Origin of the sequence: Halobacterium jilantaiense (assembly GCF_900110535.1) — an archaeon.
Lineage (GTDB): Archaea > Halobacteriota > Halobacteria > Halobacteriales > Halobacteriaceae > Halobacterium > Halobacterium jilantaiense.
The window spans coordinates 1,051,386-1,078,038 of sequence record NZ_FOJA01000001.1; the positions used below are offsets into that span (position 1 = coordinate 1,051,386).

27 protein-coding genes are annotated in these 26,653 nt (G+C 68.3%); 12 read left to right on the plus strand and 15 right to left on the minus strand.

All coding sequences use genetic code 11. From position 1 onward, the window contains the following. Window positions 1-84 precede the first annotated feature (84 nt). The 5 genes from phoU to BMW35_RS05445 are packed head-to-tail and all read right to left on the minus strand — an operon-like array spanning window position 85 to window position 5,352. Window positions 85-765: a phosphate signaling complex protein PhoU gene (gene phoU, locus BMW35_RS05425; protein ID WP_089668361.1), complete on the minus strand. Its 681-nt coding sequence runs from the start codon at window positions 763-765 to the stop codon at window positions 85-87. Between the two features lie 5 nt (window positions 766-770). Beyond that, entirely contained in the window at window positions 771-1,652 is an 882-nt protein-coding gene (pstB, locus tag BMW35_RS05430) for a phosphate ABC transporter ATP-binding protein PstB (RefSeq protein WP_089668362.1), read from the minus strand. Between the two features lie 7 nt (window positions 1,653-1,659). Further along, window positions 1,660-3,315 (minus strand): phosphate ABC transporter permease PstA, encoded by a 1,656-nt coding sequence (gene pstA / locus BMW35_RS05435; RefSeq protein WP_089668363.1) that lies wholly within the window; start codon window positions 3,313-3,315, stop codon window positions 1,660-1,662. A 1-nt stretch (window position 3,316) separates the two neighbouring features. Further along, window positions 3,317-4,276 carry a phosphate ABC transporter permease subunit PstC gene (gene pstC, locus BMW35_RS05440; RefSeq protein WP_089668364.1) on the minus strand — a complete coding sequence of 320 codons (960 nt, stop codon included), beginning with the start codon at window positions 4,274-4,276 and terminating at the stop codon, window positions 3,317-3,319. 53 nt (window positions 4,277-4,329) lie between these two features. Continuing rightward, window positions 4,330-5,352: a PstS family phosphate ABC transporter substrate-binding protein gene (locus BMW35_RS05445; protein WP_089668365.1), complete on the minus strand. Its 1,023-nt coding sequence runs from the start codon at window positions 5,350-5,352 to the stop codon at window positions 4,330-4,332. A gap of 228 nt (window positions 5,353-5,580) precedes the next feature. On the opposite strand from BMW35_RS05445, the gene BMW35_RS05450 reads away from it, so the two are divergent. Together BMW35_RS05450 and BMW35_RS05455 are read left to right on the plus strand one after the other, a co-directional pair. Further along, window positions 5,581-6,585, plus strand: a complete 1,005-nt coding sequence (locus BMW35_RS05450; protein WP_089668366.1) for a phosphate signaling complex PhoU family protein — start codon at window positions 5,581-5,583, stop codon at window positions 6,583-6,585. A 69-nt stretch (window positions 6,586-6,654) separates the two neighbouring features. Next, complete coding sequence (locus tag BMW35_RS05455) at window positions 6,655-7,626, plus strand: phosphoadenosine phosphosulfate reductase family protein (RefSeq protein ID WP_089668367.1); 972 nt, start codon at window positions 6,655-6,657, stop codon at window positions 7,624-7,626. Between the two features lie 340 nt (window positions 7,627-7,966). Here the strand turns inward: BMW35_RS05455 and BMW35_RS05460 are convergent, their stop codons facing one another. After that, window positions 7,967-8,686 carry a methyltransferase domain-containing protein gene (locus BMW35_RS05460; RefSeq protein WP_177170777.1) on the minus strand — a complete coding sequence of 240 codons (720 nt, stop codon included), beginning with the start codon at window positions 8,684-8,686 and terminating at the stop codon, window positions 7,967-7,969. Continuing rightward, entirely contained in the window at window positions 8,683-9,075 is a 393-nt protein-coding gene (locus BMW35_RS05465; protein WP_089668369.1) for a nascent polypeptide-associated complex protein, read from the minus strand. Before BMW35_RS05465 ends, BMW35_RS05460 begins: the two co-directional genes overlap by 4 nt. A 128-nt stretch (window positions 9,076-9,203) precedes the next feature. On the opposite strand from BMW35_RS05465, the gene BMW35_RS05470 reads away from it, so the two are divergent. Further along, a complete protein-coding gene (locus BMW35_RS05470; RefSeq protein ID WP_089668370.1) occupies window positions 9,204-10,544 on the plus strand; it encodes a cytochrome P450 in 1,341 nt (446 codons plus the stop codon). On the opposite strand, the gene BMW35_RS05475 is transcribed toward BMW35_RS05470, so the two are convergent. Beyond that, on the minus strand, window positions 10,541-11,017 hold the full coding sequence (locus tag BMW35_RS05475) for a PUA domain-containing protein (protein WP_089668371.1): 477 nt from the start codon (window positions 11,015-11,017) through the stop codon (window positions 10,541-10,543). The genes BMW35_RS05470 and BMW35_RS05475 overlap by 4 nt on opposite strands. Window positions 11,018-11,100: 83 nt before the next feature. Here BMW35_RS05475 and BMW35_RS05480 point away from each other — a divergent pair, with 83 nt between their 5' ends. After that, window positions 11,101-11,289: a hypothetical protein gene (locus BMW35_RS05480; RefSeq protein ID WP_089668372.1), complete on the plus strand. Its 189-nt coding sequence runs from the start codon at window positions 11,101-11,103 to the stop codon at window positions 11,287-11,289. On the opposite strand, the gene BMW35_RS05485 is transcribed toward BMW35_RS05480, so the two are convergent. Further along, entirely contained in the window at window positions 11,286-11,783 is a 498-nt protein-coding gene (locus BMW35_RS05485) for a LabA-like NYN domain-containing protein (protein ID WP_089668373.1), read from the minus strand. The genes BMW35_RS05480 and BMW35_RS05485 overlap by 4 nt on opposite strands. A 36-nt stretch (window positions 11,784-11,819) precedes the next feature. Then, window positions 11,820-12,461, minus strand: coding sequence for a metallophosphoesterase family protein (locus tag BMW35_RS05490; protein ID WP_089668374.1), 642 nt, complete (start codon window positions 12,459-12,461; stop codon window positions 11,820-11,822). Between the two features lie 271 nt (window positions 12,462-12,732). Between BMW35_RS05490 and dapA the strand changes: the two genes are divergently transcribed. The 6 genes from dapA to BMW35_RS05520 are packed head-to-tail and all read left to right on the plus strand — an operon-like array spanning window position 12,733 to window position 18,336. Then, complete coding sequence (dapA, locus tag BMW35_RS05495; protein WP_089668375.1) at window positions 12,733-13,635, plus strand: 4-hydroxy-tetrahydrodipicolinate synthase; 903 nt, start codon at window positions 12,733-12,735, stop codon at window positions 13,633-13,635. Continuing rightward, window positions 13,632-14,381: a 4-hydroxy-tetrahydrodipicolinate reductase gene (dapB, locus tag BMW35_RS05500; protein WP_089668376.1), complete on the plus strand. Its 750-nt coding sequence runs from the start codon at window positions 13,632-13,634 to the stop codon at window positions 14,379-14,381. The genes dapA and dapB overlap by 4 nt, the downstream gene beginning before the upstream one ends. Further along, window positions 14,378-15,211 (plus strand): 2,3,4,5-tetrahydropyridine-2,6-dicarboxylate N-succinyltransferase, encoded by an 834-nt coding sequence (locus tag BMW35_RS05505; protein WP_089668377.1) that lies wholly within the window; start codon window positions 14,378-14,380, stop codon window positions 15,209-15,211. The genes dapB and BMW35_RS05505 overlap by 4 nt, the downstream gene beginning before the upstream one ends. Continuing rightward, the gene (gene lysA, locus BMW35_RS05510) at window positions 15,208-16,452 is read left to right on the plus strand and encodes a diaminopimelate decarboxylase (protein ID WP_177170778.1); all 1,245 of its coding nucleotides are present in this window, start codon (window positions 15,208-15,210) and stop codon (window positions 16,450-16,452) included. Before BMW35_RS05505 ends, lysA begins: the two co-directional genes overlap by 4 nt. Then, entirely contained in the window at window positions 16,449-17,276 is an 828-nt protein-coding gene (gene dapF, locus BMW35_RS05515) for a diaminopimelate epimerase (protein WP_089668378.1), read from the plus strand. The genes lysA and dapF overlap by 4 nt, the downstream gene beginning before the upstream one ends. Further along, on the plus strand, window positions 17,269-18,336 hold the full coding sequence (locus BMW35_RS05520; RefSeq protein ID WP_089668379.1) for a M20/M25/M40 family metallo-hydrolase: 1,068 nt from the start codon (window positions 17,269-17,271) through the stop codon (window positions 18,334-18,336). Before dapF ends, BMW35_RS05520 begins: the two co-directional genes overlap by 8 nt. Window positions 18,337-18,412: 76 nt before the next feature. On the opposite strand, the gene BMW35_RS15295 is transcribed toward BMW35_RS05520, so the two are convergent. The 4 genes from BMW35_RS15295 to purB all read right to left on the minus strand — a co-directional run bounded on the left by BMW35_RS15295 (window position 18,413) and on the right by purB (window position 21,197). Beyond that, window positions 18,413-19,225: a hypothetical protein gene (locus tag BMW35_RS15295; RefSeq protein ID WP_143052157.1), complete on the minus strand. Its 813-nt coding sequence runs from the start codon at window positions 19,223-19,225 to the stop codon at window positions 18,413-18,415. 23 nt (window positions 19,226-19,248) lie between these two features. After that, complete coding sequence (locus BMW35_RS05525) at window positions 19,249-19,434, minus strand: HVO_2922 family protein (protein ID WP_089668380.1); 186 nt, start codon at window positions 19,432-19,434, stop codon at window positions 19,249-19,251. A 128-nt stretch (window positions 19,435-19,562) separates the two neighbouring features. After that, window positions 19,563-19,766: a zinc ribbon domain-containing protein gene (locus tag BMW35_RS05530; protein WP_394327255.1), complete on the minus strand. Its 204-nt coding sequence runs from the start codon at window positions 19,764-19,766 to the stop codon at window positions 19,563-19,565. A 54-nt stretch (window positions 19,767-19,820) separates the two neighbouring features. Then, window positions 19,821-21,197, minus strand: a complete 1,377-nt coding sequence (purB, locus tag BMW35_RS05535) for an adenylosuccinate lyase (RefSeq protein ID WP_089668382.1) — start codon at window positions 21,195-21,197, stop codon at window positions 19,821-19,823. Between the two features lie 168 nt (window positions 21,198-21,365). Between purB and purN the strand changes: the two genes are divergently transcribed. After that, window positions 21,366-22,976, plus strand: a complete 1,611-nt coding sequence (purN, locus tag BMW35_RS05540) for a phosphoribosylglycinamide formyltransferase (RefSeq protein WP_089668383.1) — start codon at window positions 21,366-21,368, stop codon at window positions 22,974-22,976. A gap of 242 nt (window positions 22,977-23,218) precedes the next feature. Here purN and BMW35_RS05545 read toward each other — a convergent pair whose 3' ends face one another. Further along, on the minus strand, window positions 23,219-24,043 hold the full coding sequence (locus BMW35_RS05545) for a hypothetical protein (protein WP_089668384.1): 825 nt from the start codon (window positions 24,041-24,043) through the stop codon (window positions 23,219-23,221). A gap of 145 nt (window positions 24,044-24,188) precedes the next feature. On the opposite strand from BMW35_RS05545, the gene folP reads away from it, so the two are divergent. Next, a complete protein-coding gene (gene folP / locus BMW35_RS05550) occupies window positions 24,189-26,630 on the plus strand; it encodes a dihydropteroate synthase (RefSeq protein ID WP_089668385.1) in 2,442 nt (813 codons plus the stop codon). Window positions 26,631-26,653 lie beyond the last annotated feature (23 nt).

The following is a 26,653-nucleotide window of genomic DNA, read 5'->3' on the forward strand; positions in this document are numbered from 1 at the left end:
TCCAGCCGTCCGTACGGGAACAGAACACACGGTCGGCGGCGCGACGACCGGAAACGGAGCGTCGACGCCGCGAAGCGGTCCCGACTAGTAGATGAGTTCGTCGTCGTTCTCCACCATGTAGACGGTGCGGGCGGAGATGTTGACGGCGTGGTCGCCGATGCGTTCGAGGTCGCGGACGGTGAGCAGCATCCGGGAGACCTCCTGCATCAGCGGCTCGACCTCGTCGTCCGCGGTTGCGTCGTCGATTTCGGTCTCGATGAGGTCCCGCATCACGGTCTCGGAGGCGCGCCGGCAGCGGTCGTCGAGGTCGTCGTCTCGGCCCGCAATCTCGTAGCAGGCGTCGACGTCCGACTCGGCGTACGCGTCCATGGCGTTCTCGACCATCTCGATGGTGGTGTCGCCGATGGCCTGGATGTCGACCTCGGGGAACATGTCGCGCTCGGCGTCCAGCGTGTACTCGGCGAGGTTCGCGGCGAGGTCGCCGATGCGTTCGAGGTCGGTGATGATCTTGAACGACGACGCGATGAGCCGGAGGTCGCCGGCGACGGGCTGCTGGAGCGCGAGCAGGTCGATGCAGTCGTCCTCGAGGTCGAGGTAGAGCTGGTTGACCTCGTCGTCGCCGTCGATGACCTCCCACGCCGTGTCGTCGTCCTTCTGCGCCATGCCCTCCAGCGCCATTCGGAGGCGGTCGGTGACGACTTCGCTCATGTAGAGGACGTCGCTCTGCAGCGTCTCGAGTTTCTCTTGGTAGCTGTCTCGTGCCATGTTCGTTACCCGAATTTGCCCGTAATGTAATCTTCGACGCGCTGGTGGTCGGGGTTCTCGAAGATGCGTTCGGTGTCCCCGAACTCGACGAGCTCGCCGCCCGTGAGGAAGACCGCCGTCTTGTCGCTGATGCGGGCAGCCTGCTGCATGTTGTGCGTGACGATGACGACCGTGTAGTCCTCGGCGAGCTCCTCGATGAGGTCCTCGACCTGACTTGTCGCCACGGGGTCGAGGGCCGACGCGGGCTCGTCCATCAGGATGACCTCGGGGTCGGGCGCGATGGCGCGCGCGATGCAGAGCCGCTGCTGCTGGCCGCCCGAGAGCTCCAGTCCGGAGCTGTCGAGCTGGTGGCTGACCTCGTCCCAGAGCGCGGCGCGCTTCAGTGACTGCTCGACGATTTCGTCGTAGTCGCCCTCGACGTTCTGGATTTCGAGGCCGTAGGCGACGTTGTCGTAGATGCTCTTCGGGAAGGGGTTGGGCTCCTGAAACACCATCCCGACCTTCCGCCGGAGCGCCACCGGGTCGACGTCGGGGTCGTAGACGTTCTTCCCGCGGAGCGTGAGTTCGCCATCGACGCGGCAGGCGTCGATGCGGTCGTTCATGCGGTTGATGCACCGGAGGAACGTCGACTTCCCGCAGCCCGACGGCCCGATGATGGCGGTCACGCGGTTCTCCGGGATGTCGATGTCGACGCTGTCGAGGGCCTGTTCCTCGCCGTAGAAGACGTCGAGGTCCCGCGACCGAATGACCGGGTCGGGGGTCGCAGTCGAGTTCCGGCCGTCGGTCGCGCTCGCGACGTCGGTCTCGATGGCCATCTCGTCGTTCGTCGGGTCGGCGGTCGTGTTGCCGTCCGGTTCGCCTGTGGTCTCTGTCGTGTTCTCTGTCATTGTGTACTCACTCTCCGGTCTGGTACTTGTTTCTGAGGACGATGGCGACGGAGTTCATCGCGAGCAGCACCGCGACCAGCACCACGACGCCGGCCGGCACCACCTTGTTGTAGAAGTCCGGGCCGGCGTAGAGGCTCGACCAGGCGTACACCTGCAGGGGCATCGCGCTGGCGGCCTCCGAGATACCGGTCGGCAGCGAGTACTTGACGTTCGGCGCGCCGATCATGATGAGCGGCGCGGTCTCGCCGATTGCGCGGCCGAGCGCGAGAATCGTCCCGGTAAGGATGCCGGAGAACGACCGCGGCAGGACGACGTTCTTCACGGTCTGCCACTTGGTCGCGCCCATCCCGTAGGACGCCGCTCGCTGCTCCTCGGGCACGGACCGGATGGCCTCCCGGGCGGAGATGATGACGATGGGGAGGATGAGCAGACCGAGTGTGAGGCCGCCGAGCAGGACTGTGCCCGCGGACTGGCCGAGGTAGGTGACGAACAGCCCGAGGCCGAGCAGCCCGTAGACGACGGAGGGGACGCCCGCGAGGTTCGAGATGTTGACGTCGATTGCGCGCGTGAAGGCGTTGTCCGGCGCGTACTCTTCGAGGTAGACGGCGGCACCGACGCCGACCGGGAACGCGAAGACGGCGACGGTCAACATCAGGAGGATGGAGCCGCCGATAGCGGGGTAGAAGCCGGCGTTTTCGGCGGTGTTGCTGTGTGCGCTCGTGAGGAACGCCCAGTCGATCCACGACTGCGGGCCGGCGAACGCGAGGGCGTCGACGGCGACCGCGCCGACGAGCGTTCCGACGACGATGGTGGCCGGCAGGAGGAGGCCGACGCGCTCCCGGGGTGCGTTGAGCGCGACGTTCGCGGCGTAAACGACCGGCGGGACGAGTCCGACGGACGCGACGACAGTCGCCGGCAGCGGGTGGACGCCCAGAACGGGGCCGAGGACGCCGCCGCCGCCGGCGACAGCGAGGAAGCCGACGCCGGCCAGCAGTTGCGTGCGGCGGCCGCGGTCCCGGGAGACCGCAGTCGCACCGATTGCAGCGATGGGACCGCCGACGGTGAGCGCGACGAGCATCCACGGCGCGGGTGCGACGGGGACGCCCGCGAGCAGGCCGTAGACGCCCGGGACAATCGTCGGGGCGTCTGCGAGCGACCCGAGGGGACCGGGGAGACCGAACAGCGAGAGGTAGAACGCCGCGGTCGTCACCGCGAACTGCGCGGCGAACGGGAGCCGGTGGTCGTAGGCGACGACAGCGATGGTGACCGCGGCCGGCACCGCGAGCGCGACCAGCAGCGCGAGCCACGTCAGCGGCTCGACGATGTCCACGAAAATCATCGACGCGCCGCCGCTGAACATGAGCGCGACGACGACCAGCCCGACGGCGAGCGCGCCCGTGGTGAACGCGTCCGCATCTCGGCGGTAGACGAACGCACTGACCGCCAATGTCGGCGTGACGAGCGTCAGGAAGAACGTGAGGTGCCAGCCGGGGTCGGCCGTCAGCGGCTGGATTGCGTCGTTCGCGACGTACACCAGGAGGATGGTGACGAAGACGATGCCGAACAGGGTCGCCGCCAGCAGAAGGTACCGGAACAGGCGGCCGACCGACCGGCTGACCTGCCCGAACCCCTCGGTGACGTCTGTGGTAGTGTCTGCTGCCATCTCAGTACTCCTCCCTGTACCGCTGTGCGACGATGTCGCTGATGACGTTCATGACGAGTGTGATGACGAAGAGGGTGATGCCGATGGCGAACACGCTCCGGTAGGAGATTCCGCCGCCGGTCACGTCCCCGCCGACGAGTTTCACCATCGCGGCGGTCATCGGGAGCGCGCGCTCCGTGTACGCCGCGGGGTTGACGACGTTCAAGAACTGGGCCGTCGACCCGGCGGCGATGGTGACCGCCATCGTCTCCCCGATGGCTCGCGAGAGCGCGAGGATGAACGACGAGAAGATACCGGACAGCGACGCGGGGACCACGATACCGGTCGACACCTCGAACTTCGTCGCGCCCATGCCGTAGCCGGCCTGCCGGAGCGCCTCCGGGACGGCCGACATCGCGTCCTCGCTGATGGACGCCACCATCGGGATGATCATGATGCCGACGACGATGCACGCCGACAGGATGTTGAACGTCCCGAGCCCCGGCACGAACGGCTGGAGCGCGGGCGTGATGTAGATGATGGCGAAGAAGCCGTAGACGACCGTCGGGATGCCCGCGAGAATCTCGAGGCCGGGCTTGAGAATCGACCGGAGCCGCGGGCTGGCGTACTCGCTGAGGTAGATGGCGGTGCCGACGCCCAGCGGCAGCGCGATGAGCGACGACCCGATCATGATCATCAGCGTCGCGGACACCAGCGACAGCACGCCGAAGTTGCCCTCGGTCGGCTCCCAGACCGTGCCCGTGAGGAACTCGACGACTGACGCCGTCTCGCCGGTGACGCCGACGAGCGGGGCGGAGAACGAGAAGAACTTCGCCGCCTCGGTCGTGAGCAAGACGATGAGTCCGATGGTCGTGGCGATCGAGAGCGCGGCGCAGACGAAGAAGAACGTCCGGGAGAGCAACTCGGGGGGCGCGTTCTGTGTTCGTCGCGTGAGCGCCTCCTCGAGACTGTCTCCGCTCATTGGTTTGAGTCGGTCATAGTATCCCTATAAGCGCTTCGTTGGGCGTCTCGCGGCTAGTTACTGGCGTCCTCGATTGCGGCTTCGAGGGTGTCGAGTTGCTCCTGCTGGTCGTCCTCGTCGAGCGGGACGTAGCCGACGTTCTCGGCGACCAGTTTCTCGCTGGTGGCGTTCTCCAGCCAGAACCGCGCGAACTCCGCGACGTGCTCCTCGGTGAGCGAGGACTTCGCGGGGTACGTGAACAGCGGCCGGGAGAGGGGCGTGTACTCGCCGCTCCGGGCCGTTTCGAGGCTCGGTTCGACCGGCTCGCCGTCGCCGTCGTCGATGGCGAGTGCCTTCACGCGGTCCTGGTTCGTCGAGTAGTAGGCGTACCCGAGGTAGCCCATCGCGTTCTCGGACCCCTCGACGCCCTGGATGATGGTGCGGTCCTGCTCGGTGCCGGAGTACTGGCCGCCGCTGATGTGCGAGAGTTCCTCGTCGCCGCTGTGCAGGATGGCCTCGATGAAGTAGTCGTAGGTGCCGGAGGCGTCCGACGGGCCGTACAGTTCGAGTTCCTCGTCCGGCCAGTCGGAGTTGACGTCCGACCACATCTCGGCGTCGCTCTCCTCCGACCAGATGGTCCGGAGTTCCTCGGTGGTGATAGAGTCGATGCCGAGGTCGTTGTTGACGATGACCGTCAGCGCGTCCGTCGCGACGGTCAGTTCGACCGGCTCGACATCGTTGTCGGCGCACTGCTGTTCCTCCTGCTCCCGGATGGGACGGGAGGCGTTGTTGAAGTCCGTGTTCCCGGGGCAGAAGTGGTTCGCGAAGCCGCCGCCGCTGCCCGTCGACTGCATGTTGAACTCGACGCCGTTGTGTGCCTCGCCGATCTCGCCGTTCCGGAACGCTTCGGACATCGCGGTCGCGAGCGGGAACACCGTCGAACTCCCCGCAATGTCGATTTCCCCCGAGAGGCCGTCGCCGGACTCGTCGTCGCTCGTGCTCTGACAGCCAGCGAGTGCCGCCGCGCCGACGGCTCCGACGCCCGCGAGTACCTGACGACGCGTCCGAGAATTACGTCCGGCTTCGTGTTCTGGCATCGCCCTATCTTCGGCAGCATTCGAATAAATACCCTGCTATTATCACTATATAGTCCTACCTGTGTAGACCTTCACACTGTGATTTCGACCCGGACATCCGCCCTCCTGAAGTCCAGAATACTGGTTTTCGAGCGGTTCTACGTTCGATAACGTAGTAGTACTTCGACAGCCCCGTTCGGCTATGTATCTTGGTAGGGATTTATGGTGTGGTGTTCGATAGGGGCAGATATGGAACGACGCAAGGTCCAGGTGACGGGCGGCTCCACGTTCACGGTCTCCATCCCGAAAGACTGGGCGCGCGACCACGACGTCGAAGCCGGCGACGAAGTGGGCTTCCACCCGGACAGCGGCTCGCTGCTGCTGACGCCCGTCGACGGCACCGACACCGACGAGGGCACCCTCGACATCACGGACTCGTCCGGCGACGAACTCATGCGCGCGGTCATGACGATGTACGTCAGCGGCTTCGACGTGCTCGCGCTCGAAGCCGACCAGATCGACCCGGACCAGCGTCGCGTCATTCGGGACGCCACCCAGGGCCTCGTCGGCCTCGAAGTCCTCGAGGAGACCAACGAGCGCGTCGTCATCCAGGACCTCCTGGACTCCTCGGAGCTCTCCATCCACAACGCCGTCCGCCGCATGCACCTCATCTCCGTCTCGATGCTCGGGGACGCCGTCGACGCACTCACCGCCCGCGACCTCGACACCGCCAGCGACGTGACGAGCCGCGACGACGACGTCGACCGGCTCTGGTACGTCGTCTCCCGCATCTTCCGCGGCGCGCTCCGGTCCCCGACTGTCGCCCAGGAGATCGGGGTCTCCCGGGAGGTCGCGTTCGACTACCACTCCAGCGCCCGTCAGCTCGAACGCGTCGCCGACCACGCCGCCAAAATCGCCGGCACCGTCGAGAACCTCGAGGAAGACGTCCCCGAGGACGTCGCCGATGCGCTCCGCGCGCTCCAGGAGGACGCCGCCGCCATCATCGAGACCGCGATGGACGCCCTGTTCGCGGACGACCCGGACGAAGCCACCAGACTCGCGAATCAGGCTCGCGCCCACGTCCGTGACATCGACGACCAGACCCGGAGACTCGACGACCTCCTCCACGGCCTCGACGCTCACCACGCCCAGCACCTCGGGCTCGTCGTCGACTCGCTGTCCCGGAGCGCGGACTACGGCGGCAACATCGCCGAGACCGCGCTCCAGAAGGCAGCGCCTACCCCCGGGCCGTAGGGCGTTAGACACGCCCGAATTCGGACGAATATCCACAGGCCTATAGGCACGCGGAGTGACCGCGGAGCCATGGGCGAGGACTTCCCCGACTACCTCGACGTCGACTACACCGACGGTGACGGCGAATCTCCCGCCGACTACCCGACGCTCGAAGACAAGATCGAGAAGGCCATTCAGGTCACCCGGAAGGGCCTCGAAGAGTACGACAACCCCGCCATCATGTGGACGGGCGGCAAGGACTCCACGCTCACGCTGTACTTCGTGAAGGAGGTCGCCGACAAGTTCGACCTCGACGTGCCGGAGACCATCTTCATCGACCACTTCCAGCACTTCGACGAACTCCACGACTTCGTCGACCGCTGGGCCGACGAGTGGGACCTCGACGTCGTCTACGCCCGCAACGAGGACGTCGGTGACTACGTCGACGCCAACGACCTCGAACCCGGCGACGACATCCCCATCAGCGAGCTGAACGAGCAGAACCAGCACCACGTGAAGAACCTTCTCGAGTACGAGGAGGACTCCTTCCCGTTCCTGCTGGACACCTACGTCGGCAACCACCTCCTGAAGACCGTCGCGCTCAACAACGCCCTCGAGGAGCACGACGTCGACGGCATCCTCTCGGGCATCCGCTGGGACGAGCAGGACGCCCGCGCCGACGAGACGTTCTTCAGTCCGCGCCACGACCCCGACGTCTACCCGCCGCACGACCGCATCCAGCCGATTCTCCAGTTCGACGAGGCCGCCGTCTGGGACGCCTTCTGGTACTACGTCGTCCCCGAGACGGTCGAGGAGTTCCCGGACGACGGCTACGTCCCCCAGGACTTCGACGACCTCCCGAACGGCCTCACCCACGACGACATTCCGGTCTCCCCCAAGTACTTCAAGGGCTTCCGCTCGCTGGGGAGTGAGGTTTCGACGGACAAAGCCGCCGAAGAGCCCGCGTGGCTCCAGGACCTAGAGAACACGACCGAGCGCGCCGGCCGCGCCCAGGACAAAGAAGACCTGATGGAGCGCCTGCGCGACCTCGGCTACATGTAAGTCAGGCCGCTGTACTCCGTGGGGGGTCCGCCCTCGCGGTTCGCGCTCCCTTCGAGAACAGCGTGGCGGGCGGGCCGCCACGTTCCCGATTGCCGGCTCTGCCGGCAGCCCACTCCTCGCGAAAAACGACGCTGAACTGTCCCGCTCACTCACTGCGTTCGGTGACCATGACGCTGCTACGCTCGGGATGCTGCTCTGCAGCCGTGCGGCTGTCGAGGCTCTCCAGCCGGACATTCAAGTACGAGAACGGGACCAGCCGCGGCTGTGCAGTAGTCGATAGCGGGGTGGTCGCAGCGGTGAGGCGGCGAGCCGCCCCCGGAGAAGCAGCCGTCGGACAGCCCTACTCGTTGCGCGCTACTGTGAGGTAGCCCGTGTGGCCGACGCCCGCCGTGGAGGGCCGCGACCCCCGGTCGTCGAAGTCCATCTCGCGCTGGATGGTCTCCGTGGTTTCGACGCCCGACAGCCCCGCCTCACGGGCCGCGTCGGCAGTCTCCTTCGCCGACTCGACGAACGGCGAGTAGACCGCGACGTAGCCGCCCGAGACCAGCAGGTCGTCGGCGTCCGCGACGACTTCGGGGGCGTTCTGCGTGTCCAGCGTGAGCACGTCGAATCCCGAGAGGTCGTCGACGTGCTCCGTGAGGTCGCCAGTCCGCACGTCGACGGTGTCCGCGACGCCCGCGAGTTCCATGTTCTCCCGAGCGACCTCGGCGAAGTCGGCGTCGCGCTCGTAGGTCACCACGTCTGCGCCCAGCCGCCCGAGATAGGCCGCGAGCACGCCGGTGCCCGTCCCGGCGTCGAGCACGCGGTCTGCCCGGGACGCCCCCGTGAAGCCGACGACCAGTCCCACGTCTTTGGGCATCATCGGCGCGCCCGTCCGTTCGAGGTGGTTGAACAGGTCCGGGCCGCGCAGCTCCCGGACCGTGAACGGCTCCCCGAGATGCGTCTCGACGACTTCGCCGGGCTCGGGGTCCTCGGGTGCCTCCACGACCCCGAGGTCCGTGTGCAGTTCCTCACCGGGGGCGACGAGGAACTCGCGGTCGCCCCGCACCAGCAGCATCACTCGAGGTGCTCGATGGCCGCCGCCAGGTCACCGTCCGCGGCCTCCAGGGCCTCGCGGGCATCGTCCTCGGAGACGCCGGCCCGCTGCACGACGATGTCGATGTCGCCCTGCGGGATGCCGTCGTCGCCCTCGTCGGCGGACTCGGCGTCGCCCTCACCGCTCTCGACTGCGCCCGCCGCTGCCTCCCGCTCGCTCGGGTCGCCGAGAACCTGGTAGGTCTCCTGGCCGCGGGCGTCCATCTTCGTGACGTCCGGGTCCGAGAAGACGAGCTCGCTGCCGTCCTCCAGCGAGATGACGACCTCGGTGGCGTCGAGCTCGTCGACGTCGATGCCCATCTGTTCCATCATTTGCTGCATCTTCCGGGGGTTCATGCCGCCGCCTCCAAACATGGGTAGAGGCTCGCGGCGCGGGAAGAAAAACCCCACGCAGTTGCCGCGCCGGCCGGCAGCCCGGTGTCCGCCGCTCGCCACGGCAATCGGGCCGTGTGGCTTTGGTGGTGCAGTCCGAACGCCCCGGTATGGAGGACGCACCGCCCGGTCCGCGCGGGGAGCCGCTGTTCGGGAGTAGCCGACAGTACGCCGACGACCCGCTGTCGTTCCTCGAAGCCGTCGAACACGCGTACGACGGTGTCGCCGCCTTCGACATGGGGCCGATGGAGACGTACGTGGTGACCGACCCGTCGCTCGTCGAGCGCGTACTCGTCAGCGACGCGGACCGGTTCCGGAAGCCGGACTTTCAGGCCGACGCCATCGGCGACCTGCTCGGCGACGGCTTGCTGTTGAGCGAGGGCGAGACGTGGGAGCGCCAGCGGCGGCTCGCCAACCCCGCGTTCTCGATGGCGCGGGTCGCCGGCTTCGACGGATCCATCGTCGACCACGCGACCGAGCGCGTCGACGGCTGGCCGGTCGGCGAATCCATCGACGTCGAAGCCGAGATGACCCACGTCACCCTCGACGTGATTCTGGACGTCATGCTCGGCGTGTCGCTGCCCGACGAGCGCGTCGACGACATCGGGGCGGCGCTGGAGCCGGTCGGCGCGCGGTTCGAGCCGGACCCCGTTCGGTTCGCGGCCCCCGAGTGGCTCCCGCTGCCCGACGACCGGGAGTACGCCGCTGCCGTCGATGCGCTCAACGCAGTCGTCGAGGACATCGTCGCCGCACGCGAGGGCACAGCCGGCGGAGACGAAGACGGCCGAATGGACCTGCTGTCGGTCCTGTTGCGCGCCCGCGACCGGGGCGAGCAGCCCCGCGAGCGGCTCAGAGACGAGGTGACGACGACGCTGCTCGCCGGCCACGACACCACGGCGTTGACGCTGACGTACACGTGGTTCCTGCTGTCGGAGCACCCCGACGCGGAGCGCCGGCTCCACGAGGAACTGGACGGCACGCTGGCCGACGGCGAAGCACCGACCATCGACGACGTCCGAGACCTCGACTACCTCGACTGGGTGATTCACGAGGCGATGCGGCTGTATCCGCCGGTGTACAACATCTTCCGGACGCCGACCGAGCCGGTCGAGCTGGCCGGCTATCGAGTGCCACCGGAAGCACCGATTATGCTGCCGCAGTGGGCGGTCCACCGGTCGCCCGAACACTGGACGGACCCCGAGACGTTCGACCCGGAGCGGTGGCGGTCCGAGCGGCGCGCCGACCGGCCGCGGTTCGCGTACTTCCCGTTCGGCGGCGGCCCCCGGCACTGCATCGGGAAGCACCTGGCGCTCCTCGAAGCGAAGCTCATCGTCGCCGCGGTCGCCAGCGACTACCGGCTCCGGTTCGAGGGGGAGCCGCCGCTGTCGTTCGTCCCGTCGTTGACGCTGCACCCCGAGGAGGAGATGGCGATGCGGGTCGAGCCGCGCTAGTCGTCCGCCTCGACGCCGGCACGCACCTTCACTGCCATCCCAGCCTCGAAGTCAAGCATCGACTGGGCGTCGAGTTCGGCGCGGCCGACGGCGAGCAGGTCGCCGTTCTCGTGGACGACCGCGAGCTCGTCGCCCTGCCGGGCGTCGCCGTCGACGGCCTGCACGAACTTCGCGAAGACGTTCTTGCCGTCGCGGACGAAGGGCTCGCTCTCGTCGCCGACGACCACGCGCGCCGCCGGGTAGTCGAGCGCGTCGGCGAGCCGCCGGCCGCCGGCCGGGCCGAGCGTCAGCCGTCCGTCCATGCCGACGGAGACCAGCCGCTGGCCGTCGGCGCGTGCGACCTGCTGGGGGCGGCCGGTCGTCGACCGTCGCACCCGGAAGTCCTCGTCGTCGGGGAACAGCGCCCGGCCAGCGCCCGCGCCGTACTGGTAGGCGGCGACTGTTCGGAGCGCCGGGATGCCCGCGTCCTGCATGCACCGGAGTCGGCGGCCCGCGCGTAAAGCCGCTTCGAGAGCGAGTGGATGCGTTTATGTGGTGTGGGTCGCAACGGCGGGGTATGAACGACACCGTCAAGATCGGCGTCGCCGGCGTGTTGCTGCTGGCGAGCGCCGCGCTGCTGCTGTGGTCGAGTCTCACGCCGACGGCGACGACGACACTCCTGGTCGCCGCCGGTCTCGCCACGTCCGGGCTCGCCGCCGGCTCGCTCCTGATGGGGAGTACTGGCTCCGACGGCCGGATGGTCTAGAGCAGGAACGTCTCTTCTCGCTCGCTGAGGTCGACGAACGCGTCGGCCGCCTCGACCAGTTCGTCCGCCGTCGACTCGTCGAACGCCATCACTTCGACGCGCACGCCTTCGTGGCGGAGGTGATGGCAGAGCCGAGAGAAGTCGCCGTCGCCGGTGCAGAGCACGACAGTGTCGACGTGGTCCGCGAGCGAGACGGCGTCGAGGCTCATACCGACGTCCCAGTCGGCCTTCTTGGAGCCGTCGCCGAACGTCTTGATGTCCTTGATTTTCGTCTCGAAGCCGATGTCCCGCAGCGCGTCGAAGAAGGAGTCCTCGTCCTCGGCCTGCGCGCGGATGACGTACGCGATGGCGCGCGTGAGCTGACGGCCCTGCACGGCTTTGTCGAGGAGCGACGAGTAGTCGATGTTCTGCGAGTAGACGCTCTGTGCGGAGTGATAGAGGTTCTGCGAGTCCGCGAGAACCGCGACCCGTTGGCCGGGCTGTATCGGAGGCATACACCGAGTTCGTGGACGCACTGCCTTGAATGTACGTCAGGCGGGGGGCGCGTCGTGGCGGGCGACGTCGAGGGTGTCGGGGTCGAGCGTGTAGTAGGACTCCCAGACGGGGTCGAGGCCGACAACGTGAGTATCGCCGTAGTCGCTCTCGGCGTGCTGGTGGTGGTGGCCGACGAGGCAGACGTCGGGGTCGAGGGCGTCGAGAATCTCGTCGATGTACTGGCAGCCGACCTCGTAGTCCTCCTCGACGGGGAGGCCGTTCGGGGCTTCGTGCGCGAGGAAGACGTCGACGTCGTCGAGCTGTTTGGCGTCCTCGACGTCGTCGCGGACGAAGTGGCGGCGGCGGTCGCCGCGGAGGACGGCCCGGGGTTTGTCGAACTGGGTGGGCGCGTAGTTCCCGGAGAGGCCGGCGACTCGGAGGCCTTCGACGGTCTCGGCGGTGCTGTGCAGCAGCGTGACGTTCGAGACGGCCTCGCTCTCGACGCGGCCGTTCCGGAGGGCGTCGATGGTATCGAAGTCCTCGTTGTTCCCGCCGATGAAGTACGTCTGGTAGGGCACGTCGTAGTACATGAGGTCGCCGGCCTGGACCGCGACCGATTCGTCGGCGGCACGGTAGGCGGCGAACAGCGCACGGCGGCGTCCGGGGGTGGTTGCGTGTGCGTCTCCGAGGACCAGCATTCACTGACAGGTGGGTCAGAGCCGGCAAAAAACCCGCGGAACGTCGACAGTGGCAACGACCGACGGCGACGATAGACATATGAGGGCGGGGCAGCCACTCGGTAGTATGACCGACGCTCCCACTGCCGTCGCCGCCGCCGGGAGCGTCGCCGCCGCTTTCTCGGGGAAACGCAAATTCACACCTGTCCGGTAGGCTCTCTGCGGGCGTAGCACCCCCGTGGTGGGCTCCTCGTTGTCCGCACAGTTCCCGAACACAGCGTTTCCCACCCAGATGACGTACACACCACTCGACGGCGTCTTCCCCGCGATGACGACGCCGTTCACCGACGACGGACGTATCGACTTCGACCGACTGCGCACACACGCCCGCCGCCTCGTCGACCGGGGCGTCGACGGGGTCGTTCCCGTCGGCACCACCGGCGAGAGCGCGACCCTGACCCACGACGAGCACGTGGAGGTCGTGGCGGCCGTCGCCGACGAGGTCGGCGGCGAGGTGCCCGTGGTCGCGGGTGCCGGCAGCAACTCGACGCACGAGGCCGTCGGCCTCGCCGGGCGCTCCGTGGACGCGGGGGCCGACGCCCTCCTGCTCATCTCGCCGTACTACAACCGCCCCGAGCCGGAGGGGATAGAGGCCCACTACCGGGAGATAGCCGACCGAATCGACGCGCCCCAAGTAGTGTACAACGTTCCGTCCCGGACCGGCCGGAACGTCGACGTGGACACCGTGGCGTCGCTGGCGAGTCACGACCGCATCGTCGGCTACAAGGCCGCCAGCGGCGACGTGGCGCGCGTCAGCGAGGTCGTCGAGCGCACCCGCGACGAGGCGTTCTCGGTGCTTTCGGGCGACGACGCGCTCACGCTGCCCGTCTGTTCGGTGGGTGGCCGGGGGGCCATCAGCGTCACCGCGAACGTCGAACCGGAGCGCGTGAGCGAGGTCGTCTGGAGCGCCATCGACGGCGACTACGAGCGCGCCCGCGAGGTCCACCACGACCTCGCGCCCCTGCACCGCGCGCTGTTCCTGGAGTCGAACCCGATTCCGGTGAAGGCCGCCCAGGAGATTCGCGGCCACGGCCCCGCGAACTACCGCTCGCCGCTCTCGCAGCTGGGCGACGAACCACGCGAAGCACTCGAAGCCGCCCTGAGCGCGCTCTCCGAGCCGGAGGTGTCCGCATGAGCGTCGGCGTGACCGGCGCGGACGGCCGGATGGGGCGGGTCGTCCGCGAGGTCCTCGACTCCCGGGGCGTCGAAGTGGCGTTCGCTGCCGCCCGCAACCCCGGAGCGGCCGGCGCACTGGACGACGAGGCCGAGTTCGCCGCCCTGCTGGACCTCCGGGAGCCCGACGCCGTCGTGGACTTCACCGCGCCCGAGGCGACCGTTCGGTACGCCGGAGCGTGCGCGGACGCCGGCGTCCCGCTCGTGACCGGAACGACGGGCTTCGACGAAGGCGAGCGGGCCGCGCTGCGGGCGGCCGGCGACTCGACGCCGGTGCTCGTCGGCGCGAACTTCTCTCGCGGGATTCAGGCGCTGCTCTCGGCCGTCGAGGCGGCCGCCGGCGCGCTCCCCGAGTACGACGTGGAGGTCACCGAGACCCACCACAACGGGAAGGTCGACGCGCCGAGCGGCACCGCCGGCCTCCTGCTAGACCGCATCGAGGACGCCCGCGGCGAGGGCGAGCGCGTCCACGGCCGGGAGGGCGACCAGCCCCGGCGCGAGGGCGAGGTCGGCGTCCACGCGCGGCGGGCGGGCGACGTGACCGGCGAGCACGAGGTGCTGATCGCGGGCAACAGCGAGGTGCTGGAACTGACCCACCGCGCCGGCGACCGGCGCGTGTTCGCCGAGGGCGCAGTGGACGCGGCGGCGTGGCTCGCGGCCCAGCCGGCCGGCTACTACGAGTTCTCGGAGGTGGCTGCGGACGTATGAGTCTGGAGACCGAAATTCGCGACCTGTGGCAGCGACACGAGTCGGGAGAGCTCTCCGTCGACTCGGCGACGGCCGACGACGCGGACACCCTCGACGCGTTCCTCGACGCGCTGGAGGCGGGCGACGTGCGGGCGGCCGAGAAGGAGGGTGGCGACTGGGAAGCCGTCGAGTGGGTGAAGCGCGGCGTCCTGCTGAACTTCGCGCTCCGGGAGACCGAGCGCCGCGAGTACGGCGGCGTCGCCTACCACGACGTGCTCCCGCTGCGGGACACGAGCGACCTGCTCGCGCGCGGCACCAGAAACACGCCCGACGGCACGGTGCTGCGGCGGGGCGCGCACGTCGGCGAGGACTGCATCCTGATGTCGCCGGCGTTCGTGAACGTCGGCGCGCGCGTCGGCGACGGCACGCTCGTCGACTCCTGTGACACCGTCGGCTCGTGCGCGCAGATTGGCGCGGACGTGAAGCTCGGCGCGAACACCCTGATTGGCGGCGTCCTCGAACCGGTCGAGGACGCCCCAGTCGTCGTCGAGGACGGCGTCTCGCTGGGCGCGGGCTGCCGGGTCACCTCGGGGTTCGTCGTGGGGGAGGACTCGGTCGTCGGCGAGAACACGCTGCTGACGCCCCGCATCCCGGTCTACGACCTCGTCGAGGAGGAAGTCCTGTACGGCGAACTGCCGCCGGAGCGCCGGGCGTTCACGCGCTACGTCGAGTCCTCCGTGGGCGACCACGACCTCTTCGACGGCGGCGCGTACAAGCCCGCCGTCGTCGCGATGGACCTCGAAGCCGAGACGCTTGACGCCACCCAGCGCGAGGAGGTGTTGCGGTCGTGACGACGGCGGCGGACGCGGCCGACAGCAGGGACGTGCGGCGGCTCGCCGACTGGGACGCCGACCGACTGCGCTCGCTGGCGGGCGAGTACGGCACGCCGCTGTACGTCCAGGACCTCGACCGCGTCCGCGCGAACTACGAGCGCGTCGCTGGGGCGTTCCCCGACGCGGACGTGCTGTACGCCGTGAAGGCCAACGCCGGCGGTGCGGTCCTCGACGCCCTCCGGGCGGCGGGCGCGGGCGCGGAGTGCGCGTCCGCCGGCGAGGTGTCGCGGGCGCTCGACGCCGGCTTCGAGCCCTCGGAGATTCATTACACGGCCGTCAATCCGCCGGCCCGCGACCTCGACTACGTCCTCGACGCCGCGCCCGAGGCGACGTTCGTGGTCGGGGCGCGCGACACCGTCGACCGCCTCGACGAGCGCGGCTTCGACGGCCGCCTCGCGCTGCGCGTCCACCCGGGCGTCGGCGCGGGCCACAGCGACGAGGTGGCGACCGGTGCAGACGCGAAGTTCGGCGTCCCCCACGACGAGGCCGTCGCCGTCCTCGCGGACGCCGTCGACCGCGGCTTCGACGTGGTCGGCGTCCACGCGCACGCCGGCTCCGGCATCCTCGACGCCGACGACCTCGCCGCCCACCGCGAGGTGCTCGACCGAATCGCCGCGGTCGCCCGCAGCGCGCCCGCGGACCTGGAGTTCGTCGACGTCGGCGGCGGCCTCGGTGTCCCGTACCGGCCCGAGGAGCCGGCGCTCGACCTCGGTGCGGTCGCCGACGCGGTCCGGACGGCGCTCGCCGACGTGAACGCCGACCTCGTGCTCGAACCGGGGCGCTACCTCGTGGCGGACGCGGGCGTTCTCCTGACCGAGGTGAACACGGTGAAGCCGACCGACGGGCCGACGCTCGCGGGCGTCGACGCCGGCATGACAGACCTCCTGCGGCCCGCGCTCTACGACGCCCGCCACGAGGTCCGGTCGCTCGCGCCCGGCGCGGACGCGAGAGCGAGCGACTCCGTCTCCGTCGTCGGCCCCGTCTGCGAGAGCACCGACGTGCTCGCCGCCGACCGCGACCTGCCAGCGCCCGAACGCGGCGACCTGCTCGCCGTCGGGAACGCCGGCGCGTACGGCGTCGAGATGGCATCGAACTACAACTCCCGGCCCCGGCCCGCGGTCGTCGCGCTTGACGGCGGGGACGACCGGCTCGCCCGCGAGCGCGAACCGCTGGCGGCACTCACCCGACTCGAACGATGATATCCCACGACCAGTTCCACGGCACCGGCAACGACTTCGCGATTGTAGATGCAGCCCACTACGTCCCCGACAGGGCGGCGTTCGCCGAGCACGCCTGCGCCACACTCGGCGTCGACGGCGTGCTCTTCCTCGCAGTCGAACCCCAGTACACGCCGCCGCGCGCCGTCATGACACTGGTCCAGCCGGACGGCTCGACGGCCGCGATGTGCGGGAACGGCGCGCGCTGTGCCGCGCGCTGGGTCGCCGAGCGCGAGGGCGTCGACACCGTGATGCTGGACACGCAAGCGGGCACGCGGCGCGCCGAGGTCGACGGCGACACCGTCACCGTCGAGATGGGCGAACCGGCGTTCGACCCCGGTGCGGTGCCGGTCGCTCGCGACGAGCCGATGGTCGAAGAGTCGCTCGCCGGCTTCGCGGTGACGGCTGTGAACACGGGCGTCCCGCACGCCGTCGCGTTCGTCGACGACGTGGACGGCGTCGACCTCGACGCCGACGCGCCCGCCGTCCGCCACCACGACGCCTTCCCGGAGGGCGCGAACGTCACGCTGGCGTCCCCGGACGGCGAGGGCGGCTTCCGCCAGCGCACGTTCGAGCGCGGCGTTGAGGGCGAGACACAGTCCTGTGGCACCGGCGCGGTGGCGATTGCGGTCGTCGCGGCGCGACTGGGGCTGCTGGACAACGGCCGGAGCGACGTGGCCGTCCGACCGCCCGGTGGAACGCTGCGGGTCGACGTCTCGGGGGACCGCGCGCTGCTCACCGGGCCGACCGAGCGGGAGGACAGCGGGGAGCTGGAGCGACGACCCGCGAGGAGAGTCGATGCCTGAGTTCGACCCGCTGGCGTTCCACGCGGAGGCGGTGCGGACGCCGAGCCACGAGAACGTCGGCGAGATGCGCGCGCTCCTGGTCGACACGCTGCGCGACCACGGCGTCGACCCCGTCGTCGACGAATCGGGGAACGTCCGCGCGACCCGCGGGCGCGGCAGCCCACACGTCGTCCTGAACACGCACGTCGACACGGTGCCGCCCCACGTCCCCTTCGAGCGCGACGGCGACGTGGTGCGCGGCCGGGGAGCCTGCGACGCGAAGGGGCCGCTGGCGGCGCTGGTCGCGGCGTTTCTGGCCGCCGAACCGGAGTCGGGGTCGGTGACGCTGGCGGTCACGCCCGACGAGGAGACCGAGTCGACGGGCGCTGCGGTGCTCGACCTGGACGCCGACGCCTACGTCGTGGGGGAGCCGACAGACCTCGCGGCCTGCACGAGCGCCCGGGGGCGCTTCCAGTTCGACGTCGAGCTGTCGGGCGTCGGCTCGCACGCCGCCGACCCCGAGTCGGGCGTGAACGCCGTCGCGGGGGTCGAGCAGACGCTGGCGGCCCTGCGGTCCTTCGACGCCGAGCGCGGCCCCAGCGAGCACCCCGAACTGGGGCCGCCGACGCTGACGCCGACCCGCGTTCGGGGCGGGGACGCCGCGAACCGCATCCCAGACGAGTGTACGATTACAGTCGACCGCCGAACTGTGCCGCCGGAGACGCAGGAGGGCTTCTTCGAGGGTGTGGCGACGCACTTCCGCGAAGCAGTGTCGGAGTCCGTGGGCATCGACGTCGTGCCCGTCGAGCGCGACACGCCGTTCCTCGGAGCCTTCGAGACGCGCGAGGACGCGCCGGTCGTGGACGCGCTCGTGGACGCCGGCGCGGGGGCACCGCGGCCGTTCGGCGCTGCGACCGAGGCCTCGTACTTCGCGGCGGACGCGCCGACCGTCGTCTTCGGGCCGGGCGTGCTCGCCGACGACGAGGGGCCGGTAGCGCACGCCCAGCGCGAGTACGTCCGCCAGTCGGACATAGAGCGCGCGGCAGAGATTCTGACGGATGGGCTCGCCTCAATGGTCTGAAAATCCGTTCGTTTGGGAGATACTAACTCACATGAGGACTCGGCATTCAGTCTTGGAATATTTTACCGCTCTAAATTCACTCACTTTCAGAGTCAGTGATGGTATTGTAAAAGTCGATCACTAAGTGTCTATTTCTCCTAAATGAAAATTCGAAAAGTTGCCGAGAAGAAATAATCGAAACAGCAAACAGAGAGATTAGTAATATCCATGAATTATTTTCTTGTAGCCATGGAATAGAAATGCCACCACTTGGAATTTCAAACACAAACAAAATATATTGAATTATTGATATTATTGACGACGCCCAAAAAGTGAAAGCGATATTGCGGAAAAATGTAGCTAATATGTTATATCTTTCGTATAAGCTTTGACTGTCATAGAGCTCAGAATACGCAAAGTGCCTAACAGTACGCTCTTCTGTATTTTCAGGGTCAAAGTCATATCTCTGTTTAAACCGATTTTTAATACCTTGAATCACCTCAAAATCAACGTACGGGTAACGAACTCGTAACGTGGGTCCGCTCACCCTCTCTGGTGCCCAACCCTCAGCAAAGAAATCATCTATGATTTTTTCATCATCCTCAATAGGAAGAGATTTCCTTATTTCATACCATACTCTGTTACGCATAGAATAGTCATCTGGAGGGTACTTTGCAACAGGCATAATTGAATCTATTAAGCGAGAAGAGGACCCAGAGATAGAATGAATTAGTCTGCCATTCAAGTAACCTGCCCCAATTAATATTACTGCAATTAAAACACCACTAGCGGAAGGATCAGAAAAGGGCAGCTCCCCGATAGGAACAAGAAGACTCATCAAATATATTCCAATCAACCCCGGAAAAATATCCACCAAGAAATCATACAACCGCAGTTGTTGGATGGGCATGTATAACGTATTTATAGTATTGTTTAATCAGTTAGGTCTTTGACTTTTGCATCGGGAGAATTGCTTCGAACGCTTTTGATAGACTGAAGTGCTTTTCCTTTTGACGAATACCCCTCGCCGCTATCAGCGATTATATTGCCATTTTCATGTACAAGTCGCCACCGATACTGACCGGCAGCGTCCTCATAAACCTCGAATTCTGCGCTCATACGGAATAAATTATGCCAATTGTAAAAAGGTCTGTGTCATTCCTTCTGCTACCTCTAACAATACTTCGTTCGTACTCCTACTGGCCAGTTGCTTCTGTACCAAAACCCCAAATCGGGGTGAAGTTTCCCTACCCGAAGAAGATGTCCGCGAGGTCCGCGCCACGGGAGTCCACGTCCGCGTACAGTTCCGTGTAGCCACAGGACGTGCAGGTCACGGTCTGGAAGTTGTTCGTCTGGATGTCGAACATCTTCGAGAGACCGGAGCCGGTCGTCGAGATGGTGCCGACGTCGACCTCGTCGCCGCCGCACTTGGGACAGCCCGCTTCTTTCATACTACGGGCTCCCACAGCCGACGGCATATGCCTTCGGGAGGGTGAAACGCCGGCTTACGCGTCCCGGGCGATGTCGCCGCCGAGGCCCGTGTAGGACTCGGGCGTCAGCGCGAGCAGGTCTTCCCGGGTGTTCTCGTCCACGTCGAGGTTCGCGAACAGCTCCCGGAAGTCGTCCATGGAGACGCGCTCGCCGCGCGTGAGAGATTTCACGCGCTCGTAGGCGTCGCCGTGGCCCTCTCGCCGGAGGATGGTCTGGACGGCCTCTCCGACGACCTCGGGGTTCGACCGCAGGTCGTCGCGCATGACGGCCTCGTTCGGCGTGACGGTGTCGAGGCCGTCGCCGAGTTTGCGGTACGCGAGCAGGCAGTGCGCGAACGCGCCCCCGATGTTCCGCTTGACGGTGGAGTCCGAGAGGTCGCGCTGGAGCCGGCTGGACGAGAGGTACTCCCCGAGGAAGTGGAGGTCGCTGTCGGCCTTCGCGAGGTTCCCCTCGGCGTTCTCGAAGTCGATGGGGTTGACCTTGTGGGGCATCGTCGAGGACCCGGTCTCGCCCTCGGCGGCGTCCTGCCCGAGGTAGCGCTGGGAGACGTACAGCCACGCGTCGACCGCGAGGTCTTCGAGCACGCCGTTGGCACCGGAGAGCGCGTCGAACAGCGCGCCGAAGTCGTCGCTCGGGTTCACCTGCGTGGTCGGTTCGACGTAGTTCAGGCCCAGCGACTGCACGAACTCCCGGGAGAAGGCCCGCCAGTCGACGTCCGGGAAGGCGGCGTGGTGGGCGGCCCACGTGCCGGACGCGCCCGCCAGCTTCCCCGCGAGGTCGTCGGCAGCGGCCTCGATGCGAGCGATTTCGCGCCCGAGTCGGGCGGCGTAGACGGCCATCTCCTTGCCGAACGTGGTGGGTGTCGCGGGCTGGCCGTGGGTGCGCGCGAGCATCGGGAGGTCCGCGTACTCGTGGGCGAAGTCGACGAGCTCGTCGCGGACGCCGCGGAGTTCGGGGGCGAGCACGTCTTCGACGGCACCGGCGACGAGCAGCCGGTAGGCGAGGTTGTTCACGTCCTCGCTGGTGAGCCCGAAGTGAATCCACGAGTGGCTGCGCTCGGGGGCGTGCTCGCGGAGGAAGTACTCCACGGCCTTCACGTCGTGGTTGGTGGCGTCGTAGCCGCGCGCGCCCTCCGTCTCGATGCGCTTGACGAGGTCGGCGTCCTCGGCGTCGAAGTCCTCGTAGGCGGCCCGGAGCGCCGCCGCCTCGTCGTCCGTGAACTCCAGTGGCACCGCGTCGAGGTCGGTGAGCGCGAGCAGGTACTCGACTTCGACTTCGACTCGCGCGCGCATCAGCGCGGCCTCGCTCGCGTACGGCGCGAGCGCCTCGGTGCGACCGCTGTACCGGCCGTCCAGCGGCGACACGGCGTACAGGGCGTTCTCGTCGGTCATGGCAGCGTGTGGCGGCGCACCGAGCAAAAGCCTGCCGGTCGCCCAGTCGCACGTTCGTGGATATAGAGCGCGATATATGCGACAGTACTCGCCGTTCTATGCTCGTACATGCACACTTTCGGGTCGCGAACCGCAACGGCTTTGCGGGCGGCGGTTCGTCTGTCGGGTATGACGAACGTCGCTGGCCTGGCGAGCAACCGCGGCCGGAACCTCCTGCACGTAGCGGACCGACAGCCCGGCGGTGCCGACCTCGCCGTCGTCCTGTCGAACCACGCCGACGCACCCGTCCTCGACGCCGCCGCGGAGCGCGGCATCCCGACCGAGGTAGTGGAGCAGAAGGCGGACGAGTCCCGCCGCGACCACGAGGCTCGCGTCGTCGACGCGCTGGCGGACTACGACGTCGACCTCGTGTGTCTCGACGGCTACATGCGCGTGCTCTCGGAGACGTTCCTCGACGCGGTGCCGGCCACCCTGAACGTCCACCCGAGCCTGCTGCCCGCGTTCCCGGGCGCGGACGCCCACGAGCAGGTCCTCGACGCCGGCGTCTCGGTGACCGGCTGCACCGTCCACGTCGTCACGGACGCCGTGGCGGACGACGGCTCCGTCCAGACCGACGAGGTGGACGCCGGCCCCATCGTCACCCAGGAGTCCGTCCCCGTGTTCGCGGACGACGACCGCGACGCGCTGAAAGCCCGCGTGCTGCACGACGCCGAGTTCCAGGCGTACCCCCGCGCGATTCGGTGGTTCGCGGAGGGCGACCTCGACATCGACGGCGACAGCGTCACCGTCCACGCCGACGACGGCGGCGACTTCGGCGGCCGCCGCGTCACCGGCACGACCCGGGCCGACGACCTCCGGTACGGCGAGAACCCCCACCAGGACGCCGCCGTCTACCGCGACGACACCTGCGCGGAGGCGAGCGTCGTCCACGCCGACCAGCTGAACGAGGGCGCGAAGGCCCTCTCGTACAACAACTACAACGACGCCGACGCCGCGCTGAACCTCATCAAGGAGTTCGAGGAGCCGGCGGCCGCCGTCATCAAGCACACGAACCCCGCGGGCTGCGCGACCGCCGACACGCTCGCCGACGCGTACAGCGACGCGCTGTCGACGGACGCCAAGTCGGCGTTCGGCGGCATCGTCGCCCTGAACCGCGAGTGCGACGCCGAGACCGCCGAGCGCGTCGCCGACTCGTTCAAGGAGGTCGTCGTCGCCCCCGGATACACCGACGACGCCCTCGGCGTGCTCACCGAGAAGTCGAATCTACGAGTGCTCTCCGTGGGCGAGCTGGGGGACGTCACCGAGACCGTCACCGAGAAGCCGCTCGTCGGCGGTCGACTCGTTCAGGAGCGCGACACGTGGGCTCCGACGGTCGACGACTTGGAGGTCGTCACCGAGCGCGAACCCACCGAGGACGAAATCGAGACGATGCTGTTCGCGTGGCGGACGCTCAAGCACGTCAAGTCCAACGGCATCCTGTTCGCGGACGGCACGGAGACCGTCGGCCTCGGCGTCGGCCAAGTCTCCCGCGTCGACGCGGTCGAACTCGCGGCGAAGAAGGCCGACCGGGACGCCGAGGGGAAGGACGCCGAGGGGGCCGTGATGGCGTCGGACGCCTTCTTCCCGTTCCCGGACGGCATCGAGGCCGCCGCCGACGCGGGCGTGGAGGCGGTGATTCAGCCCGGCGGCTCGAAGAACGACGACAAGGTCATCGAGGCAGCCGACGAGCACGGGATGGCGATGGTGTTCACCGGCCACCGCACCTTCCGGCACGACTGACGGGAGCAGTTCTGCGGCGAACGCGGTGCTGTCAAGTTCGTGAAGGGGTACCGGGGGGTCGAGTACCCCACAGATACTGACAACAACACGTCGGTGAAGAGGACCGACAGCGAGTGGAGCGTCAGCGGGGGCGGCGGGTCAGGGGGGTCCACCACGGTGGATTCTGGAGGGGTGGCACGCTCCACTCTGCTGTAGTGGATGACATATCAAAGTCCCTGGGTAGGGACAAATCGCCGTTTGAACTACGACGACGTGGTGGTCTCGTAGGCGACTGTTTCGCTGACGCTCCGGCCGCCCCAGTCGAGGGCGACGGTGAGGTCGTCGCTGTCACCGGTGGTGCTGGGCGCGGTGAGTTCGAGTTCGAGGGTGGTCTCCTCGCCCGCGGGGACGTCGTACGACTCGCGACCGGTGCTGCCGCCGACCTCGTACTGGACGACGAACTCCATGGCGTCGCCGGCGTTCGAGACCGTGAGGTCGGCGGTGAACGTCGCGCCGGGCTCGACTGCCTCGGGGAGGGAGACGTCGGAGACGGCGTAGTCGACGCTCTGGGTGATGTCTTCGATTGCGCGCGCGTCCAGCTCCCAGGTCGCCGTCGTGTCACCGGTGTCGACCTCGACGCTGGCGGTGTACGGCGTCACGTCGGTCGGAACTGGGTACGCGGCGACGTACTGGCTCGGGCCGCCGCCCAGCGGGAACACGGGGTCGGTGAAGGACTCGTCGTTGACGTGCAGCGTGACGTTGTCGGCGGCGAACGCCTCGCGGTCGTCGATACCGTCGGGCTTGAGCGCGACGTGGACGTACCGAGTGGTTTTGGCCGAGTGGACGGTGCGGTCCGAGCCGTCCTTCGAGACGACGAACGCGGAGGCGTCGAAGTCGGCGACGGTGAGCGCGCGGTCGCCGGAGAGGCTGACTTCGTCGCCCGACGAGAGCGGGCCGTCGTCGGTGGTCGATTCCGGTGTCTGTGTCGCGTCTCCGTCACCACCGCCGTCGCCCGAGCTGCCGAGGCAGCCGGCGAGCGCGAGCGGGAGCGACGCAGCGGTGCCTGCGAGGAAGTCGCGTCGGTCCATGCGGAACCCCGTAAGTGGCTCCGGTGAAAGTGGGTTCGGGTAGCTCAAACGCGCGTTTCACGAATCCCGATGACACGGACCTCGGTACCACGGTTCGGGTGCCGGCTCCGACAGCCTGATACTGGCAGCGCGGGTCGACTCGTGTATGCGCTACGACGAGGCGGCGAACTTCCTGCTCGACCTCCGCCGGTACCGACCCAAGCCGGGGACGGAGTCGACGGCGGACCTGCTCGCCCACCTCGGCGACCCCCACGAGGGCCCGCGGTACGTGCAGGTCGCGGGGTCGAACGGGAAGGGCTCGACCGCCAGGCTGCTGGCGTCGGCGCTCCGCGAAGCCGGCCTGGACGTCGGGCTGTACACGTCCCCGCACTTCGACGACGTGCGCGAGCGCGTCCGAGTGAACGGCCGGAAGATTACGAAGGCCGCGCTGGCGGCGTTCGTCGAGGAGATTCGGCCGCGCGTGAACGAGCGCGCGGCGGACGGCGAGGCACCGACGTACTTCGAGGTAGTGACAGCGATGGGGCTCTGGCAGTTCGGCCGCGAGGACGTCGACGTCGCGGTCCTGGAGGTCGGCATCGGCGGTCGGCTGGACGCGACGAGCGTGGTCGACCCCGTGGCGAGCGCCGTCACGTCGGTGACGCTCGAACACACCGGCGTGCTCGGGGACACCATCGAGGAGATTGCCACGGACAAGGCCCACGTCGCGCCGTCGGACGGGACGCCGCTGGTGACGGCGACGACCGGCGACGCGCTCGACGCCGTCCGCGAGCAGGCGGGCGACGTGGTGACCGTCGGCGGAGGCGGCGACGCGGACGTGACGGCGACATACGAGGGCCGCACGAACCACACCGAGGCCGCCGTCTCGCTGTCCGGCGACGGGTGGTCCGTGGACGCCGAGATTCCGCTGCTCGGCGCGTACCAGGCCCAGAACGCGGGCGTGGCGGCGGCGCTCGCCCGGCAGGTCGCGGACGTGGACGCGGCGACGCTCGCTCGCGGCTTCCGGAAGGCGTACTGGCCGGGGCGCTTCGAAGTGATGGGCGACGACCCCGTGGTCGTGCTGGACGGCGCGCACAACGTCGGCGCGTGCGAGGCGCTCGCGGAGACGGTGGCCGGGTTCGACTACGACCGCCTGCTGGTGGCGTTCGGCGCGATGCACGACAAGGACCACCGGGGAATGGCGGCCGCGCTCCCCGAGGCCGACCGGGCCTGGGTGACGGAGCCTGACACCGACCGCTCGGAGGACGCGGACGTGCTCGCGACCGTCTTCGAGGAGGCGGGCGCGGGCGACGTGACCGTGAAGCGGGCCGTCGAGTCGGCGGTCGCGGCGGCAGTCGAGGAGTCGACCGAGGACGACCTCGTGCTCGTCACTGGGTCGCTGTTCGCCGTCGCGGAGGCCCGGTCACGCTGGACGCGGACGTTCGTCGAGACGGACGTCGAGGACCTCGACGACGCTCGGGACACCTTAGAGCGCGCACACGTCACTCCGCCCGGCGTGTGGCGGATGCGCGGGAAGGGCGTCCACCGCGTCGTGAAAGCGCGCGTCCAGCAGCGCCAGGCCCAGTACCTCAAAGAGGAGCTGTTGAGCCTCGGCGGCGAGTGCTCGCTGTCGGGCCTGAACGCCCAGCCCCGGGGAACGCTGGACTGCGTCATGATGGGGACGCTCGCGCAGTTCAAGCGCCTCTGCGAGAAGCTCCAGGGCCAGCCCTACGGGCTCGCGGAACTCGGCGAGGACCTCCGGACCTCGCTGGGCATCCAGACGGACCCGACCACCCACGGCTACCCGTGGGAGGACGGCACCGCCGTGATGGGTATCCTGAACGTCACGCCGGACAGCTTCCACGACGGCGGCGAGTACGACGCCGTCGAGGACGCGGTGGCGCGCGCAGAGGAGATGGTCGAGGCGGGCGTCGACGTCATCGACGTGGGCGGCGAGTCGACCCGGCCGGGCGCGGACCCCGTGCCGCTCGACGAGGAACTCGACCGCGTGCTCCCCGTCGTCGAGCGGCTCTCGGACCTCGACGCGATGGTGTCCATCGACACCCGAAAAGCCGAGGTCGGCCGGCAGGCCCTCGACGCCGGTGCCGACATCCTGAACGACGTGACCGGGCTGGAGGACCCCGAGATGCGATTCGTCGCCGCCGAACACGACGCCCCGGTCGTCGTGATGCACTCCATCGACGCGCCCGTCGACCCCGACAGCGACCCGGAGTACGACGACGTGGTCGACGACGTACTGGACGAACTCGGCGAGCGCGTGCTGCTCGCGGAGAAGGCCGGCCTCGACCGCGAGAAGATCATCGTCGACCCCGGCCTCGGCTTCGGGAAGGCGTCCGCGGAGAGCTTCGAGTTGCTGGACCGCGTCGACGAGTTCCACGCGCTCGGCTGTCCCGTCCTCGTCGGCCACAGCCACAAGTCGATGTTCGGCGACGTGGGACGGTATCCGGACGAGGGCGGCTACGCGACGACGGCCGCGACCGCGCTGGCCGCCGACCGGGGTGCCGACCTGGTGCGCGTCCACGACGTCGCAGAGAACGTCGCCGCCGTGCGCGTGGCCGAAGCGACCGACGACGGGACGGACGACGAGTGAGCAAGACGAGGCAGCGAGTGACC